The 16,657-nt window shown below is 60.8% G+C and carries 14 protein-coding genes and 1 pseudogene; 5 read left to right on the forward strand and 10 right to left on the reverse strand.

The features are described from left to right. Window positions 1–349 precede the first annotated feature (349 nt). Window positions 350–700 (reverse strand): DUF3077 domain-containing protein, encoded by a 351-nt coding sequence (locus HU730_RS14845; RefSeq protein WP_232104018.1) that lies wholly within the window; start codon window positions 698–700, stop codon window positions 350–352. A 130-nt stretch (window positions 701–830) separates the two neighbouring features. Between HU730_RS14845 and HU730_RS14850 the strand changes: the two genes are divergently transcribed. Continuing rightward, the gene (locus tag HU730_RS14850; protein ID WP_186527185.1) at window positions 831–1,466 is read left to right on the forward strand and encodes a S24 family peptidase; all 636 of its coding nucleotides are present in this window, start codon (window positions 831–833) and stop codon (window positions 1,464–1,466) included. Here HU730_RS14850 and HU730_RS14855 read toward each other — a convergent pair. The 4 genes from HU730_RS14855 to HU730_RS14870 all read right to left on the reverse strand — a co-directional run bounded on the left by HU730_RS14855 (window position 1,463) and on the right by HU730_RS14870 (window position 7,226). Next, a complete protein-coding gene (locus tag HU730_RS14855; RefSeq protein WP_186527184.1) occupies window positions 1,463–3,388 on the reverse strand; it encodes an acetyl/propionyl/methylcrotonyl-CoA carboxylase subunit alpha in 1,926 nt (641 codons plus the stop codon). The two genes, HU730_RS14850 and HU730_RS14855, sit on opposite strands and share 4 nt — an antisense overlap. After that, a complete protein-coding gene (locus HU730_RS14860) occupies window positions 3,385–4,191 on the reverse strand; it encodes a gamma-carboxygeranoyl-CoA hydratase (protein ID WP_034127920.1) in 807 nt (268 codons plus the stop codon). The genes HU730_RS14855 and HU730_RS14860 overlap by 4 nt, the downstream gene beginning before the upstream one ends. Window positions 4,192–4,352: 161 nt before the next feature. Then, complete coding sequence (locus HU730_RS14865; RefSeq protein WP_034127919.1) at window positions 4,353–5,957, reverse strand: carboxyl transferase domain-containing protein; 1,605 nt, start codon at window positions 5,955–5,957, stop codon at window positions 4,353–4,355. Between the two features lie 105 nt (window positions 5,958–6,062). Continuing rightward, window positions 6,063–7,226, reverse strand: a complete 1,164-nt coding sequence (locus HU730_RS14870; protein ID WP_034127918.1) for an isovaleryl-CoA dehydrogenase — start codon at window positions 7,224–7,226, stop codon at window positions 6,063–6,065. A gap of 150 nt (window positions 7,227–7,376) precedes the next feature. Between HU730_RS14870 and HU730_RS14875 the strand changes: the two genes are divergently transcribed. Beyond that, window positions 7,377–9,008, forward strand: coding sequence for an AMP-binding protein (locus HU730_RS14875; RefSeq protein ID WP_186527183.1), 1,632 nt, complete (start codon window positions 7,377–7,379; stop codon window positions 9,006–9,008). A gap of 641 nt (window positions 9,009–9,649) precedes the next feature. On the opposite strand, the gene HU730_RS14880 is transcribed toward HU730_RS14875, so the two are convergent. Genes HU730_RS14880 through HU730_RS14890 form a run of 3 tightly spaced genes read right to left on the reverse strand, consistent with a single transcriptional unit; the run spans window position 9,650 to window position 11,944 of the window. Then, a complete protein-coding gene (locus tag HU730_RS14880) occupies window positions 9,650–10,552 on the reverse strand; it encodes a hydroxymethylglutaryl-CoA lyase (protein ID WP_186527182.1) in 903 nt (300 codons plus the stop codon). Between the two features lie 16 nt (window positions 10,553–10,568). Next, window positions 10,569–10,961 (reverse strand): MerR family DNA-binding transcriptional regulator, encoded by a 393-nt coding sequence (locus HU730_RS14885; protein ID WP_003192195.1) that lies wholly within the window; start codon window positions 10,959–10,961, stop codon window positions 10,569–10,571. A 53-nt stretch (window positions 10,962–11,014) separates the two neighbouring features. After that, window positions 11,015–11,944, reverse strand: a complete 930-nt coding sequence (locus HU730_RS14890) for a LysR family transcriptional regulator (protein WP_034127915.1) — start codon at window positions 11,942–11,944, stop codon at window positions 11,015–11,017. Window positions 11,945–12,095: 151 nt separating this feature from the next. On the opposite strand from HU730_RS14890, the gene HU730_RS14895 reads away from it, so the two are divergent. After that, window positions 12,096–13,325: an acyl-CoA dehydrogenase gene (locus HU730_RS14895; protein ID WP_034127914.1), complete on the forward strand. Its 1,230-nt coding sequence runs from the start codon at window positions 12,096–12,098 to the stop codon at window positions 13,323–13,325. Window positions 13,326–13,456: 131 nt separating this feature from the next. On the opposite strand, the gene HU730_RS14900 is transcribed toward HU730_RS14895, so the two are convergent. Then, the gene (locus HU730_RS14900) at window positions 13,457–14,788 is read right to left on the reverse strand and encodes a phosphate ABC transporter substrate-binding/OmpA family protein (protein WP_186527181.1); all 1,332 of its coding nucleotides are present in this window, start codon (window positions 14,786–14,788) and stop codon (window positions 13,457–13,459) included. A gap of 107 nt (window positions 14,789–14,895) precedes the next feature. Here HU730_RS14900 and HU730_RS26730 point away from each other — a divergent pair. After that, window positions 14,896–14,985, forward strand: a pseudogene (locus HU730_RS26730) (outer membrane lipoprotein carrier protein LolA); the annotation flags it as partial. Here the strand turns inward: HU730_RS26730 and xthA are convergent. After that, the gene (gene xthA / locus HU730_RS14905; protein ID WP_127880720.1) at window positions 14,984–15,796 is read right to left on the reverse strand and encodes an exodeoxyribonuclease III; all 813 of its coding nucleotides are present in this window, start codon (window positions 15,794–15,796) and stop codon (window positions 14,984–14,986) included. The pseudogene HU730_RS26730 and the gene xthA sit on opposite strands and share 2 nt — an antisense overlap. A 168-nt stretch (window positions 15,797–15,964) precedes the next feature. Between xthA and HU730_RS14910 the strand changes: the two genes are divergently transcribed. After that, a complete protein-coding gene (locus tag HU730_RS14910; protein ID WP_034127911.1) occupies window positions 15,965–16,615 on the forward strand; it encodes a GNAT family N-acetyltransferase in 651 nt (216 codons plus the stop codon). Window positions 16,616–16,657 lie beyond the last annotated feature (42 nt).

Genomic DNA, 16,657 nt, shown 5'->3' on the forward strand with positions numbered 1-16,657 from the left:
TTAGAGTCTATGAGATTGATTCTCAAGCGCTAATTCGCAGAGATACGCGCTAGAGCACTCGGACGACTTTCTTTGGGCGATAGTCTTTTGCTACCATGCGCGCCATCAAGCAACACACAGTCTTCATTAGCCTGAAGCCATGCCAGGAAAACTGGCAAAAAAAAGACCCGGCCAAAGAGCCGGGTCAAAAACCGTGATTAGCCTGATGAGGAGATATTCCAAGAGTCCGACCTAAGGTCTCTTGGTCTATCGACTGATCTCGCGATCAGCTGAATCCAATAATAATCATTATCATTTGCAAGTCAAATGTTTTTATCCGTGGGATAGAAATATTTTTCTTTCATGCCTGCTAAGCGTTTGCCGCCGCTCTGGGCGCTTGCAACGACCGCTCCACCATCGCCTTCGCCATATCGATCAAATACACCACTGAAAACGCCAGGTCGCGCTGGTTGCCCTGATGGGTGCACGCCGACTCGTAGGCGGTAGCCGCTGCACTTCTCAATAGGTCCGAGGCGTGTATCAGGGCCTCCTCCTGGCTGACTTCGGGTTTGATCGCGAACATGGCCCCGTCCGAATCCGGCGTCGACCGATTTTCTTTCAAGTAGTAGTCCAGTGCGCGCTGGGCTGCGCCACTGTTGCACATGTCGTTTACTTCAGTCAGTTCGGATGTGTCGGGCGTTGGGTGTGTGCGGGTCGTCATAAGCGGCAGTACTCCGGTGGGTGTCGAAATCCTTGGGCTTGATGATAGTACGTATCGTATTCCTGTCGTTTTATGGATTACTACAAACTGTTTATTGCCCGCAAAAATGGGGCCCGTATTGTGATGCGCCATGGATAACTGGATAGCGTTGGTCAAAGCCAACATGAAAGACCGCAAGGTCACGCAGGATGAACTGGCGCAGCGCCTGGGGATGTCCCAGGGCGGCATCGGCCATTGGCTCAATAAACGCCGCGTGCCGAGCCTGGCGGACATGAACCGCGTGCTGGTCGAACTGGGGTTGGGGTATTTGGAGGTGGCGCTGGAGATTCGTGAACGGGCCGCGCAAGTGCCTGAACGGGAAGCGCACTACAACCCGTATTTCCGCTACCCGGTCAGCGACTGGAAGCAGGCCTGCGAGCTGCGTGAGGAGCGTGCGCCTTATAGGGCCGAGCGCTACGAATTGACCGATTACCACGCCCGAGGCGAGGCATTCTGGTTGCCGGTGACGGGAGACGCCATGACCGCCCCCACGGGCATGAGCATTGCGGCTGGCATGATGATCCTGGTTGACCCGGCCATCGCGCCCGAGCCCGGCAGGCTGGTGGTGGCTCAATGGGCCGGTAACCCCCAGGCGACCTTTCGCCAACTGCAGGAAGAAAGCGGCCAGCACTACCTGGTGCCGCTCAACCCCACTTACCCCAAGGTACTGCTCACCGACGGCTGCCGCCTCCTGGGTGTGGTGGTGCAAGCCACGGCGAAGTTCTAGCCGGCCGTTTCAAGCTCCACCAGCGCGCTGCCTTCGGCTACCATTTCACCTTCCTGGCAGAACAGCGCCTTGACCACCCCGGCGTGGGGCGCACGGATGCTGTGTTCCATCTTCATGGCTTCGAGCACCACCAGTTGAGTACCAGCCTCAACGGTTTGGCCCACCTCCACGAGCACCCGCACGATGCTGCCGTTCATGGGGGCGGTGAGGCCACCCTGATGGGATTGATTGGCCTCGACCGCCGCAATCGGGTCGAACAGGCTGACGGCATGCATCTCGCCTTCCCAACGCAGGTACAGGCTGCCTTCACTGCGCACCGCCAGATGAGCACGGCGCACGCCCAGATGTTCAGTCAGCAACTGTTCGCCGCATAACTGAGACGGTTGCCCGGTCAGTGTCACCAACCGATCCTGCCCATTGCAGCTCAGGTGCAGCGACACCTCGGCAGGCAGGCCCGCGCGAAAGCCCTGGTGACTTGCCCAAGGCCCGTCACCCACCGGCAAGCTCTGCATAAACGCCGAGCCCGCCGCTTGCCAGAACTCATCGCTCAAGGCTCCTGGCGTCGGCAACAGCTCACCCTGATAGCGCGGGATAAACCCGGTATCCAACTCGGCCGCGGCAAACGCAGGGTGTCCGATGATGCGCCGCAAAAAGCCCAGGTTGGTCTTGAGCCCGCCGACCGCAAACTCATCCAGCATGCTTAATAAGCGCAGGCGCGCCTGTTCGCGGTCTTCACCCCAGGCAATCAACTTGCCGAGCATCGGGTCGTAGAAGGGCGACACGCTGTCGCCTTGCTCGACGCCGCTATCCACCCGGCGTCCAGGGCCTGGGCTGGACTCGCGGTACAGCGCCAGGTGCCCGGTGGCCGGCAGAAAGTCATTGGCCGGGTCTTCGGCATATAGCCGCACTTCAATTGCATGACCGTTCAACGCGACCTGCTCTTGCGTGATCGGCAGCGCCTCGCCCTGGGCAACCCGGATCTGCCAGGCCACCAGGTCGAGGCCGGTAATCGCTTCGGTCACCGGATGCTCGACTTGCAGCCGCGTGTTCATCTCCATGAAGAAAAACTCGCCACGGGCATCCAGCAAAAACTCCACCGTACCTGCGCCGACATACCCGATGGCCTGGGCAGCGCGCACGGCCGCTTCGCCCATGGCCCGGCGCTGCTCGCCACTCAAGCCGGGTGCCGGGGCTTCTTCCACGACTTTCTGATGGCGCCGCTGGATCGAGCAGTCGCGCTCATTGAGGTACAGGCAATGACCTTGCTGGTCGGCAAACACTTGGATCTCGACATGCCGCGGCTTGAGCAGGTATTTCTCCACCAGCATCTGCCCGTTGCCGAACGACGACAGCGCCTCACGCTGGGCGGAGGCCAGGGCTTCGGCCAGTTGGCTGACGTCCTCGACCACCTTCATACCCTTGCCACCGCCACCCGCCGTGGCCTTGAGCAGCACCGGGTAGCCGATACGCTCACAGGCGGCGCGGAAGGTCTCCAGGTCCTGGGCCTCGCCGTGATAACCCGGCACAAGGGGTACGCCAGCCGTTTCCATCAAGGCCTTGGCCGCGGATTTGCTGCCCATGGCGTCGATTGCCGAGGCGGGCGGGCCGAGGAAGATCAAGCCTGCCGCCTCGATGGCCCGGGCGAAGCTGGCGTTTTCCGAGAGGAAGCCGTAGCCGGGGTGAATCGCCTGGGCGCCGCTGGCGTGGGCGGCGGCAATCAGCTTGTCGATTTGCAGGTAACTGTCGGTGGCTTTGCTGCCGCCCAGGTCGACGCGGATATCGGCTTCACGGCTATGGCGGGCATCGCGGTCGATGGCGCTGTGCACAGCCACAGTGGTCAACCCCATGGCCTTGGCGGTACGCATGACCCGGCAGGCGATCTCGCCACGGTTGGCCACCAGAACGGTGGTAAGTGTGCTCATGAACGCGGCTCCTGGGTTTGCCAACTTGGCGCACGTTTTTGCAGAAATGCACGCAAACCTTCCTGGCCCTCGGCGCTCACCCGGATGCGCGCAATGGCGTTTTCGCAATAGCGGCGCAGCGCGGGGGTGAGGGCACCGTTGCCCACTTCGCGCAGCAAATCCTTACTGGCACGCATGGCCGCCGGGCTGTTTTGCAGCAGGTTGGTGACCCACTGGTCCACCTGTTGATCCAGGCTCTCGGCAGGATAACTTTCCGCCAGCAAGCCGATCTCCCGTGCGCGTTGGCCGCCGAACCGCTCGGCTGTGAGTGCATAACGACGGGCAGCGCGTTCGCCGATGGCCTGCACCACGAACGGGCTGATCACCGCCGGCGCCAGGCCGATACGCACTTCCGACAGGCAGAACTGCGCGTCGTCGGCACCGATGGCCATGTCACAGCAGCTGATCAGGCCCAGCGCGCCCCCGTAGGCCGCACCTTGCACCACCGCCAGCGTGGGGATTTTCAGTTTGGACAGGTTGTACATCAGCTCTGCCAGTTCCCGGGCGTCGTCCAGGTTGGTGTGGTAGTCCAGCTCGGCCGATTGCTGCATCCAGGCCAGGTCGGCACCCGCGCTGAAGTGCTTGCCACGCCCGCGCAGTACCAGGAAGCGCAGGGACGGGTCGCCTTGTACGCGGTCAAGAGCCAGGATCAATTCGCGGATCATCTCGGCGTTGAACGCGTTGTTCTTGGCTTCGCGGCTGAGCCACAGCGTGGCAAAGCCACGGCGGTCAGTGATCAGTTCGAGGGTGTTGAAGTCGCTCATGCAAGGAGCTCCATAATAATGAGAGGCCTCCTGTAGGAGCGAGCTTGTTGTGGCGAGCAAGTTTGCTTGCGCTGGGGTGCGCAGCGCCCCCAAAAAAGCCGGGACTGCTGCGCAGTCAGCGGGAGCAAGCTCCCTCGCCACAACAGGCGCGCTCCTACAGGTTACATGCGGAACACGCCGAAGCGGCTCGGCTCGATGGGGGCGTTCAGGGCGGCGGACAAGGCCAGGGCCAGCACGTCACGGGTCTGCAGCGGGTCGATCACGCCGTCATCCCACAAGCGCGCGCTGGAGTAGTAGGGATGGCCCTGGGTTTCATACTGGTCGAGGATCGGCTGCTTGATCGCGGCTTCCTCCTCGGCACTGAAACCGTTGCCGGCGCGCTCAGCCTGTTCGCGCTTGACCTGCGCCAACACCCCGGCGGCCTGTTCGGCCCCCATCACGCCAATGCGTGCGTTGGGCCACATCCACAAAAAGCGCGGGTCGTAGGCGCGGCCACACATCCCATAGTTACCCGCACCAAAGCTGCCACCGATGATCACGGTGAATTTCGGCACCTTGGCGCACGCCACGGCGGTGACCAGCTTGGCGCCGTGCTTGGCAATGCCGCCGGCTTCGTACTTCTGGCCGACCATGAAGCCGGTGATGTTTTGCAGGAACAGCAGTGGAATCCCGCGCTGGCAGGCCAGTTCGATAAAGTGCGCGCCTTTTTGCGCGGCTTCGGCGAAGAGGATGCCGTTGTTGGCCAGGATCGCTATCGGGTAGCCATGCAAGTGCGCAAAGCCGCACACCAGGGTCGTGCCGAACAGGGCCTTGAACTCATCGAACACCGAGCCGTCCACCAGCCGTGCGATGACTTCGCGCACATCAAAGGGTTGCTTGGCATCCGCCGGGATCACGCCGTACAACTCTTCGCTGCTGTACAGCGGCGCCACCGGCGAGCGTTGCAGCAGCTCACCCTGCTTGCGCCAATTGAGGTTGGCCACGCTGCGCCGTGCCAGCGCCAGGGCGTGCTCATCGCTGTCGGCATAGTGGTCGGCCACGCCCGAGACCTTGCAGTGCACATCGGCACCGCCCAGGTCTTCGGCGCTCACCACTTCACCGGTGGCGGCCTTCACCAGCGGCGGGCCGGCAAGGAAAATGGTGGCTTGCTGGCGCACCATGATCGCTTCGTCGGCCATGGCCGGCACGTAGGCGCCGCCGGCGGTGCACGAGCCCATCACCACGGCAATCTGGGGAATGCCCTGGGCGCTCATATTGGCCTGGTTGAAGAAGATCCGCCCGAAGTGCTCACGGTCGGGGAACACCTCGTCCTGGCGCGGCAGGTTGGCGCCGCCGGAGTCCACCAGGTAGATACACGGCAGGCGGTTTTGCTCGGCGATGGTCTGGGCGCGCAGGTGTTTTTTAACGGTCAGCGGGTAATAGGAGCCGCCTTTGACCGTGGCATCGTTGGCCACAATCATGCATTCGACGCCTTCCACCCGGCCGATGCCGGCAATCACCCCGGCAGCCGGGACGTCTTCGCCATACACCTGGTGGGCGGCCAGTTGGCTCAGCTCGAGAAACGGCGAACCCGGATCGAGCAGACGGTTGATACGCTCGCGGGGCAACAGCTTGCCGCGTGACGTGTGGCGTTCCTGTGCCTTGGCGCCGCCACCTTGATGGACGTGGGCTAGCAGGCTGTGCAGGGCGTCGACCTGTTCAAGCATCGCCGCGTGGTTGGCGGCGAATTCCGCCGAGCGCGGGTTGAGCTGGGTGTGTAAGAGCATGGCTTACTCCGTAAGCGCGGCAAGCTACAAGCTACAAGTTTCAAGCTGTAAGAGAACGACGCTCTTTACTTGCGGCTTGTAGCTTGCCCCTTGCAGCTGCGAAATTTATTTCGTTTCGTTGAACAGTTCGCGACCGATCAACATCCGCCGAATCTCACTGGTGCCCGCACCAATTTCGTAGAGCTTGGCGTCACGCAGCAGGCGCCCGGCGGGGAATTCATTGATATAGCCATTGCCGCCCAGAATCTGGATTGCATCCAGGGCCATTTGCGTGGCGCGCTCGGCGCTGTAGAGGATCACGCCCGCAGCGTCCTTGCGCGTGGTCTCGCCGCGTTCACACGCCTGGGCCACCGCGTAGAGGTAAGCGCGGCTGGCGTTGAGCTGGGTGTACATATCGGCGACCTTGCCCTGGATCAACTGGAATTCGCCGATGCTCTGGCCGAACTGCTTGCGGTCGTGGATGTAGGGCACGATCAAGTCCATGCATGCCTGCATGATCCCGGTAGGGCCACCGGAAAGCACCACGCGCTCGTAGTCCAGGCCGCTCATCAACACTTTCACGCCGCCATTGAGTACGCCGAGGATGTTTTCTTCGGGCACCTCGACGTCGTCGAAAAACAGCTCGCAGGTGTTGGAGCCGCGCATGCCCAGCTTGTCGAATTTATTGCTGCGGCTGAAGCCTTTCCAGTCGCGCTCGACGATGAAGGCGGTGATGCCGTGAGGGCCTTTTTCCAGGTCGGTCTTGGCGTAGATCACATAGGTGTTGGCGTCCGGGCCGTTGGTGATCCAGGTCTTGCTGCCATTGAGTACGTAATGGTCGTCGCGCTTGTCGGCGCGCAGTTTCATCGACACTACGTCGGAACCGGCATTCGGCTCGCTCATGGCCAGGGCGCCGATGTGCTCGCCGCTGATCAGCTTGGGCAGGTACTTGAGTTTTTGTGCGTGGTTGCCGTTGCGGTTGATCTGGTTGACGCACAGGTTGGAGTGCGCCCCGTAGGACAACGCCACCGAGGCCGAGCCACGGCTGATTTCTTCCATGCTCACCACATGGGCCAGGTAACCGAGGCCGGCACCGCCGTATTCCTCGGGCACGGTGATACCCAGCAGGCCCATGTCGCCGAACTTGCGCCACAGGTCGGCGGGGAACAGGTTGTCGATGTCGATCTGGGCCGCGCGTGGTGCGATCTCCTTGGCCACGAAGGACTGCACCTGGTCGCGCAGCATGTCGATGGTCTCGCCGAGGGCGAAGTTCAGGGACGGGTAACTCATGGACAGGCACCTTAATGTGAGCTTTGTTGTTGTGTGGGCAGGGCGCGGGAGGAGGGCGCTCACCTTTACGTTAACGTAAGCTTGCGTTGCGGCGCTGTCAATCGTAGTTTACGTATACGTCAACCTACAAAAAAGATAACAGGGGTCGTTATGGATCAACCGAACCAGAGTTACAGCCGTGGCTCCCAGGACAAGGCCTTGCTGGCCATGACCATTGGCCAGGCATTCGATCACACCGTTGCGCAGTATCCAGACAGCGAAGCCTTGGTAGTGCGCCACCAGCAGCGGCGCTACACCTGGCGGCAGCTGGCCGAGACAGTTGAGCTGCACGCCCGCGCATTCATCGCCCTGGGCATGCAAACCGGCGACCGCCTGGGGATCTGGGCGCCTAACTGTGCCGAGTGGCTGATCTGCCAGGTGGCGAGCGCCAAGCTCGGGGTGATCCTGGTCAATATCAACCCGGCCTATCGCAGCAGTGAATTGGACTACGTGCTCAAACAATCCGGCTGCCAATGGCTGGTATGCGCCGGTTCGTTCAAAAGCTCCGATTACCACGCCATGCTCCAGGCATTGAAACCCGAGCTGCGCGGCCTCATCAGCCTGGACCCCAGCCCGCCGCCGGAATTCATGCTCTGGTCGCAGTTGGCGGCGCTTGGCGCAGGCGTGCCGCCCGAGCAACTGCAAAGCCGTCAGGCCAGCCTGCATTTCGATCAACCTGTGAATATCCAGTACACCTCCGGCACCACCGGCTTCCCCAAGGGCGCCACCCTCAGTCACCACAACATCCTCAATAACGGTTACATGGTCGGTGAAAGCCTGGGCCTGACGGCAGGGGACCGCCTGGTGATCCCAGTGCCGCTGTACCACTGCTTCGGCATGGTCATGGGCAACCTCGGTTGTATCACTCACGGCACCACCATGATCTACCCCAATGACGGCTTCGACCCGTTGCTGACGCTGAGCGCCGTCGCCGAAGAACAAGCCACCGGCTTATATGGCGTGCCGACCATGTTTATCGCGCTGCTCGATCACCCACGCCGGGCCGAGTTCGAGGTGTCCAGCCTGCGCACCGGGATCATGGCCGGGGCGACATGCCCGATCGAGGTGATGCGTCGGGTCATCCATGAGCTGCACATGGCAGAGGTGCAGATTGCCTATGGCATGACTGAAACCAGCCCGGTGTCGCTGCAGACCGGCGCAGATGACGATATCGAACGGCGTGTCACCACGGTGGGCCGCACCCAACCGCAACTGGAAACCAAGATTGTCGACGAGGCCGGTAACACCGTGGCCCGTGGCGTGATCGGTGAACTGTGCACCCGGGGCTACAGCGTGATGCTGGGTTACTGGAACAACCCTGAAGGCACCCGTGAGGCCATCGACGATGCCGGCTGGATGCACACCGGTGACCTGGCGACCATGGATGAGGAGGGTTACGTGTGCATCGCCGGGCGTAACAAGGACATGATCATTCGTGGGGGGGAGAACGTTTACCCACGGGAGCTGGAAGAGTTTTTCTTTACTCACCCGGCGGTGGCGGACGTGCAGATCGTTGGCATCCCGGATGAGCGTTATGGCGAAGAGATTGTTGCCTGGATCAAGTTCCATCCCGGTCAGGTGGCCAACGAGCTGGAGTTGTTGAGCTGGTGCAAGGACCGCATCGCCCATTTCAAGACGCCCAGGCATTTCAAATTCGTGGATGAGTTTCCGATGACGGTGACGGGCAAGATCCAGAAATTTCGGATGCGCGAGATTTCCATCCAGGAGCTGCAAGCGCGCTGACAACGTCAAACCCCTGTGGGAGCTGGCTTGCCTGCGATGGCGGCCTGACTGCCGGCCCACATCTACCTGATACCCCGCGAACCTGCTGTGCCACCAAAATAGTGAAACCCCGAAAGCACAAAGGGGACCCGAAGGTCCCCTTTAATTTGTCGTTGCGTGCTCTTTTCTTATTATTGAGGGGCGGCCTGTTGTTGTTTTTGGTAGCCGTGGCCCGTACCGCTGTTTTGGGTGACCCCCATCCGGGGTCAAGAGCAAACGTATTTTTTTGAACGCTGACCTGCTTCTTCGTAAACGATCCAACCAGTGGGTAGCTACCTGAGGTAGTTTTATTTTTCTCTAGCCGGTTGCGGGTTGCGGCATGCCGTACCCTGGGAAGCACATCTTCTCCAAAAAAATCTGTTAGCTGCGTCTCTGCCGTGTTGTTTTTGTTATGTCAGAGTCGTTTCGTCTTATTTTTATTAGGTTTGGCGCTTTTTATTCTTGTTATGCCATAGAGATAGCAGAAGGCGTGCCAACTTTTTAAAAGCCTTTAAAATCAACGAGTTGGTTTTTTTTCAGTATTTTCTTTCAGTTTGCACGGCGGATTTTGTTCCCGCGTTACCCGTTATGCCGGTGTGCGGTAACACATTGTCACAGCTGTGCTACTCACCTGCGTTACGCACCTTCGCCACGCGGGAACCCGTAGGCCGTCCCAGCACCTGGCTGATCTGCTGGCCGGCGCCAATCAAGCGTTCCAGGTCGATGCCCGTGTCGATACCCAGGCCGTTGAGCAGGTACAGCACGTCCTCGGTGGCGACGTTACCGCTGGCGCCCTTGGCGTAGGGGCAGCCGCCCAGGCCTGCGATTGAGCTGTCGAACACCGTGATGCCTTCCAGCAGGCTGGCGTAGATGTTAGCGATGGCCTGCCCGTAGGTGTCATGGAAATGCCCGGCCAGCTTGTCCCGTGGCACTTGGGCGCCGACCACTTCGAACAGGCGCCGGGTAGCGCCCGCCGTGCCGGTACCGATGGTGTCGCCCAGGGACACTTCATAGCAGCCCATGGCATACAGCTCGTGGGCGACGGCCGCCACTTGCTCCGGGGCGATATCGCCTTCATAAGGGCAACCCAGTACACAGGACACATAGCCGCGCACGCTGACGCCGTGCTGCTTGGCGGCGGCCATGATCGGTGCGAAGCGCTCCAGGCTTTCGCTGATGGAACAATTGATATTGCGCTGGGAGAACGCCTCGGACGCCGCCGCAAACACCGCGACTTCCTTGACCCCGGCCGCCAGCGCATCCTCGAACCCGCGCAGGTTCGGTGCCAGTGCGCCATAGGTCACGCCGGGCTTGCGCTGGATCTGCGCAAACACTTCGGCTGAACCTGCCATTTGCGGCACCCATTTGGGCGAGACAAAACTACCGACTTCGATATAGCTCAAGCCAGCGGCGCTCAAGGCGTCTACCAATCGGACTTTATCCGCCACGCTGATGGGCTGGGCTTCGTTCTGCAAACCGTCGCGCGGGCCGACTTCAACCAGGCGTACGTGGGAGGGGAGGGACATGGCAGTTACCTTCTGGTCAATGGCCGGCTTGGCTGATGGTCTGCGCCAGGGCCTGGGTGCAACGCTCTTCAGCGGTGTCCAGTTCCAGCTTCATCTGTTCGATATCCAGCAGTTGCTGTTCCAACTGTTCACGGCGTTCGGCGATCTTGGCCAGCATGCTGTTGAGTTGGATCTGGTTGCCGCCGGTGGGGTCGTAGAGTTCGATCAGTTCGCGGCATTCGGCCAGGGAGAAGCCGATGCGCTTGCCACGCAGGATCAGCTTGAGGCTGACCTTGTCCCGCGCCGAGTAAATGCGCTCCTGGCCCCGACGTTCCGGGGCCAGCAGGCCTTGTTCTTCATAGAAACGAATGGCGCGGGTGGTGATGTCGAGCTCGCGGGCGAGGTCGGAGATGCTGTAGGTGGTGCTCATGGCGGTGCTCAAGGAAGTCTTGGCGCTAAGCTAATTGCAGGTTGACGTAAACGTCAAGGCTGCTGGGCTTTCTTTTCCTGGGCCGTCACCTGCTGGCACAACTCGATCATCTGTTCACGCATCCAGCGGTTCGCCGGGTCCTGGTCGGTGCTTTCGTGCCAGTACAAATGGGTTTCCAGCGGCGGCACGCTGTTGACTGGCAGTTGGAACCAGTGCAGTTCATGACGACGGGCGAAACGCTCGGGCACGGTCATCACCATGTCGGTCTGTTGCAACACCTGATAGGCCATCAGGTAGTGCTGGGAACGCAGGGCGATCTTGCGTTGAATGCCCATCTTGCCCAAGGCCAGGTCCACATAGCCCAAACCGTTGCGGCGGCTGGAGATATGGATATGGGTCAGCGACAGGTAATCATCCAGGGTGAATTTATCCTTGCCCGCCATCGGGTGGCCCTTGCGCATGGCGCACACGTAGCGGTCTTCCATCAGCTTGACGTGACGCACCTGCGGGTCGGTATTGAGCGGCGCATCCACGGCAAAATCCAGGCGCCCGGCGGCCAGTTCCTTGGTGGTTTCGCGACGTTTGGACAGGAAACTCTCGATCATCACGGTAGGCGCCAGGCGACGCAGGCGCTGGAACAGCAGCGGCAGGATCACGGCCTCGGTCAGGTCGGTCATGCTGATACGGTAGGTCTTGGCCGCCTGCTGCGGGTTGAAGATGCGGCTTTCCTGCACGGACACGCGCAGCAACGACAACGCATTGCGCACCGGGCCGATGATGTTTTGCGCCATGGGCGTGGGCACCATGCCTTGGGCGGTACGCACGAACAGCGGGTCGTTGAAGGTCTCGCGCAACCGCGCCAGGGCGTTGGACACCGCCGGCTGGGTGATACCCACGATCTGGCCGGCGCGGGTCAGGTTGGCTTCGGTGTAAATCGCGTCGAAGACAATAAAGAGGTTGAGGTCGACCTTGCTCAGATTCATTTCGTTGCGCTCTTATTGTGAGGTGCTCATACACCGATCATATATCGGTGATGAATGTTAATACACGGCGAGAATAGGCTAGGTAAATTATCAGCGCTGTTCTAGCATCGAATGCATGACCTAAACAACCTCTCAAAGAAGGGAGCTGCTCATGGATTTCGCCTATTCGCCCAAGGTTCAGGAACTGCGTGAACGCGTCACTGCGTTCATGGACGCTTATGTCTACCCGGCCGAACCGGTGTTCGAACGCCAAGTCAGCGAAGGTGATCGCTGGCAGCCCACGGCGATCATGGAAGAACTCAAGGCCAAGGCGAAGGCCGAGGGCTTGTGGAACCTGTTTCTGCCGGAATCCGAACTGGGCGCTGGCCTGACCAACCTTGAATACGCACCCTTGGCGGAAATCATGGGCCGCTCGTTGCTCGGCCCGGAGCCATTCAACTGCTCCGCTCCCGACACCGGCAATATGGAAGTGCTGGTGCGCTACGCCAACGAAGAACAGAAACAGCGCTGGCTCGAACCCTTGCTGCGCGGCGAGATTCGCTCGGCTTTTGCCATGACCGAACCGGATGTGGCGTCCTCGGACGCCACCAACATGGCCGCCCGCGCCGAACGCCAGGGCGACGAGTGGGTGATCAACGGCAAGAAGTGGTGGACCTCCGGCGCCTGCGACCCGCGCTGCAAGATCCTGATCTTCATGGGCCTGAGCAACCCCGATGCGCCGCGTCACCAGCAGCACTCGATGATCCTGGTGCCGGTCGATACCCCAGGCGTGAAAATCCTGCGGCCGCTGCCGGTATTCGGCTACGACGATGCGCCCCACGGCCATGCCGAAGTGCTGTTCGACAATGTGCGTGTGCCTTATGAAAACGTGTTGCTGGGCGAAGGCCGTGGCTTCGAGATCGCCCAGGGGCGCCTTGGCCCTGGCCGTATCCACCACTGCATGCGTTCGGTCGGCATGGCCGAACGCGCATTGGAGTTGATGTGCAAACGCTCGGTCAGCCGCACTGCCTTTGGCAAGCCTTTGGCGCGGTTGGGCGGCAATATCGACAAGATCGCCGACTCACGCATGGAAATTGACATGGCCCGCCTGCTGACCTTGAAAGCGGCGTACATGATGGACACCGTGGGTAATAAAGTGGCGAAAAGCGAAATCGCCCAGATCAAGGTGGTGGCACCGAATGTGGCCTTGAAAGTCATCGACCGCGCGATCCAGATGCACGGCGGTGCCGGGGTGTCCAACGACTTCCCGCTGGCCTATATGTACGCCATGCAACGCACCCTGCGCCTGGCCGACGGCCCGGACGAAGTGCACCGTGCGGCGATTGGCAAGTTCGAGATTGGCAAATATGTGCCTCGGGAATTGATGCGCGGCGGGCAGTAACACTGATGATCGTTCCCACGCTCTGCGTGGGAACGCCTCCCGTGACGCTCTGCGTCACCCTCTCAAGAGCGGACGCGGAGCGTCCAGAGCGGCATTCCCACGCGGAGCGTGGGAACGATCTTCAACGATCTTCAGTACACCCAAACCTCCACTCGCCGATTCTTGATCCGGCCTTCATCCGCAGTATTGGCCGCCACCGGCATCTGCGCGCCAAACCCGCGAATATCCTTGAGCACCACGCCGCTCTTGACCAGCTCTCGGCGCACTGCCATCGCCCGCAACTTCGATAGCAGCGCCGCACGTTGCGGATCATTCTTGGTGTCGCCAAACCCCACCAGCGTCACCTGTTTATTCAGCTTGCCGTGGCTTCTGATATAGGCGACCACCCGCTGCACATCCTGGCGCGCCTTATTGTCGAGGCTGGCGCTGCCCTCGTCGAAGCGAAAATTCACCGTCAGGCGCTGAGCGTCTCGGGCGATGGCCTGGTAATCGTCGGGCATCGACGGGCGCGGCGCCACACCGATCGCTTGCACCTGCTGGGCGATGAAGCCATTGGCAGCCACAATCGCCTGGCCCTTGCTGCCTTGGGAAAACTCCACCAACGCCTTGGCCCATGGGTTGCGGGAAGAGGGCGGCAAGTAGAAGAACAGCCGACGTGACAGCGGGTAATCCTCGGTGGCGATCAGGCTGGTCAGCGGCAACATCGGTTGCGAGTCGCCGTCGACAATCGCCACCGCCTTGGCCTGGCGCACAGAGGGCAGGCCGATAAAACCGATGCCCTGGGGGTCCTGGCTCACCGCATCGGAAAGCTGTTCGCTGGATTCAAAGCGCTTGGCCAACGGCGCGAGCGGTTGGCCGCGGCGGCTCAGCACCAGTTCCCGGAAGGTGTCGAAGGTGCCGGATTGATCATCCCGGGCATATAAATGAATGGTCCCGCCTGTACCTCCCAGTGCCTCCCAGGTGCTGACCTCGCCGTTGAAGATTTGCGCCAATTGCTCGGTGTTGAGGCTATTAAGCGGGTTGCGCGGGTTGACGATGATTGCCAGGCCATCAATGGCGATCACATGCTCGGCGCCTGGGGTTTTCAAGTCCCCCAGGATATCGAGGTCCACCAACTCGCTGTCTTTGATCGGGCGGGACGCTGCGGCGAGGTCGGCGCGGTTGTTTTTCAGCGCCGCAAAGCCGGTGCTGGAACCGTGGGCCGCCACCTCGATGGTGACCGTCTGGCCTTGGCGTGTCTTGCCAACCACGCGCTGCTCATTCACCCCGGCACCCGGTTCAGCACGCACATCCTGCAAGCCCTGATACTCCATCAAGCCTTTGACCAGCGCCGGGCCGAGTGCCGCGCCGATGGTGTTGGAGCCCTGGATGCGCAGGGCCGGGCCTTGGTCGGGAATGGACAGAGGGGCCGCCACGGCGGGGAATGCGATTGCAAAACACAGGAACAGAACGCGCAGCATCATGCCGGCACCTTCTTAGGCCAAAGGGAGTGCCGCAAGATTAAGTCAGTTGGATTGCAGCCATATGACCGACACGGGGCTGGCACCCCTGATCTCCTGTAGGAGCGAGCTTGCTCGCAAAAAACGTCAACGATAACGCGGGCTTCCTGAATAAACGCGGCGCCCTCAAGTTCTTCGCGAGCAAGCTCGCTCCTACAATCAGCTCAGTTCCAACCAGATCGGCGCATGGTCCGACGGTTTCTCCAGCCCACGCAAATCATAATCCACCCCCGCGTCCTTGACCCGAGGCACCAACCCGGTGGACGCCAAGATCACGTCGATGCGCAGCCCGCGCTTGGGCTCGTCCTCAAAGCCACGGCTGCGGTAATCGAACCAGCTGAAGCGGTCGGTCACGTCCGGGTTGAGGTGGCGGAAGCTGTCCACCAGGCCCCAGTTCTTCAAGCGTGCCATCCACTCGCGTTCTTCCGGCAGGAAGCTGCACTTGCCGGTTTTCAGCCAGCGCTTGGCGTTGTCGGCGCCGATGCCGATGTCGCAGTCCTCTGGGGAAATGTTCACGTCGCCCATCACCACCAGCGCCTGGTCATTGCTGAACTGGCTTTCCAGCAATTGCTGCAGGTCTTCATAGAAGCGCTGCTTGGCCGGGAACTTGGTCGGGTGGTCGCGGCTTTCGCCCTGAGGGAAGTAGCCGTTCATGATGGTCACCGGCTGGCCGTTTTCATCGGCGAAGGTGCCCCAGATAAACCGGCGTTGGGCGTCTTCTTCATCGCTGGCAAAACCTTTGTGCATGCTCAAGGCCGGCTGGCGCGAGAGCAGGGCCACGCCGTAGTGGCCTTTCTGCCCGTGGTAGTACACGTGATAACCCAGGGCCTGCACTTCGGCCAACGGGAACTGATCATCGTGGACCTTGGTTTCCTGCAAACCGATCACGTCCGGTTGATGCTTTTCAATCAGCGCCGCCAACTGATGAGGGCGAGCACGCAGCCCGTTGATATTGAAGGAGACGATTTTCATGGTCGGCAGTCCAGTCTGGCAAAAGGGCGATGCTAGCCGACAAGTCGGATGGGGGCCAGCGTGGCGGCAGGATGAATGCGCTGCTAATGTCTGGGAACGACTGGAGCTGTGCAGGTTCGTACCCATAAGAACGCCATGTTTGAGTGGCGCCCAGGGAGATTGACTGTTATGCCAGACACTTCGACGGCCACTGCCGAAATCCGCCTGCTCAATAGCGGCTACTCCCGTGAAGCGCGATCCCTGCTGTACCAGGCGTATCGCCATGAGCCGACCTTTGCCTACATCTTCGAAGCCGAGCGGGCGGGCTATGAACAGCGAGTACGTGCCACTGTGCGCGAACTGGTCAAGCAGCATTTTTTCCAGAAACTCCCGGCCATCGGCCTGTTCGTCAACGACCGGCTGATCGGCATTGCCCTGATTGCACCGCCCCAGCGGCGCCTGGGCATCACCGAAAGCTGGGCCTGGCAAATCCGCATGTGGCTGAGCACCGGCGTGCGCGGTACGCGGCGTTACCTGGAATACCATCATGCCGTCATGGCGTGCCTGCCCAACACGTCTGTGCATGTGCTGCCGTTGCTGGGTATTCACCCGCAGTTCCAGGGCAAGCACCATGGTGAGCAGTTGCTGGAAGCGGTACACAATTGGTGTGCCGACGACCCGCATTCATCCGGCGTGGTGCTCGACACCGGTAACTCCCGTTATCTGGATTTCTACAAGCGACAGGGCTATGAGGAAATCGGCGAAGTCGCCGTAGGGCCGGTGCGCGAGCATGTGTTTTTCCATCCCAATCCCCAGGCGTTACATCCTGCAACGGCTTGAGACAGAATTATTCAGAAGAATCCGGGTTCATAGTTCCTCTCT

It is taken from the genome of Pseudomonas sp. SWRI22 (assembly GCF_014268395.2).
Lineage (GTDB): Bacteria > Pseudomonadota > Gammaproteobacteria > Pseudomonadales > Pseudomonadaceae > Aquipseudomonas > Aquipseudomonas paracarnis.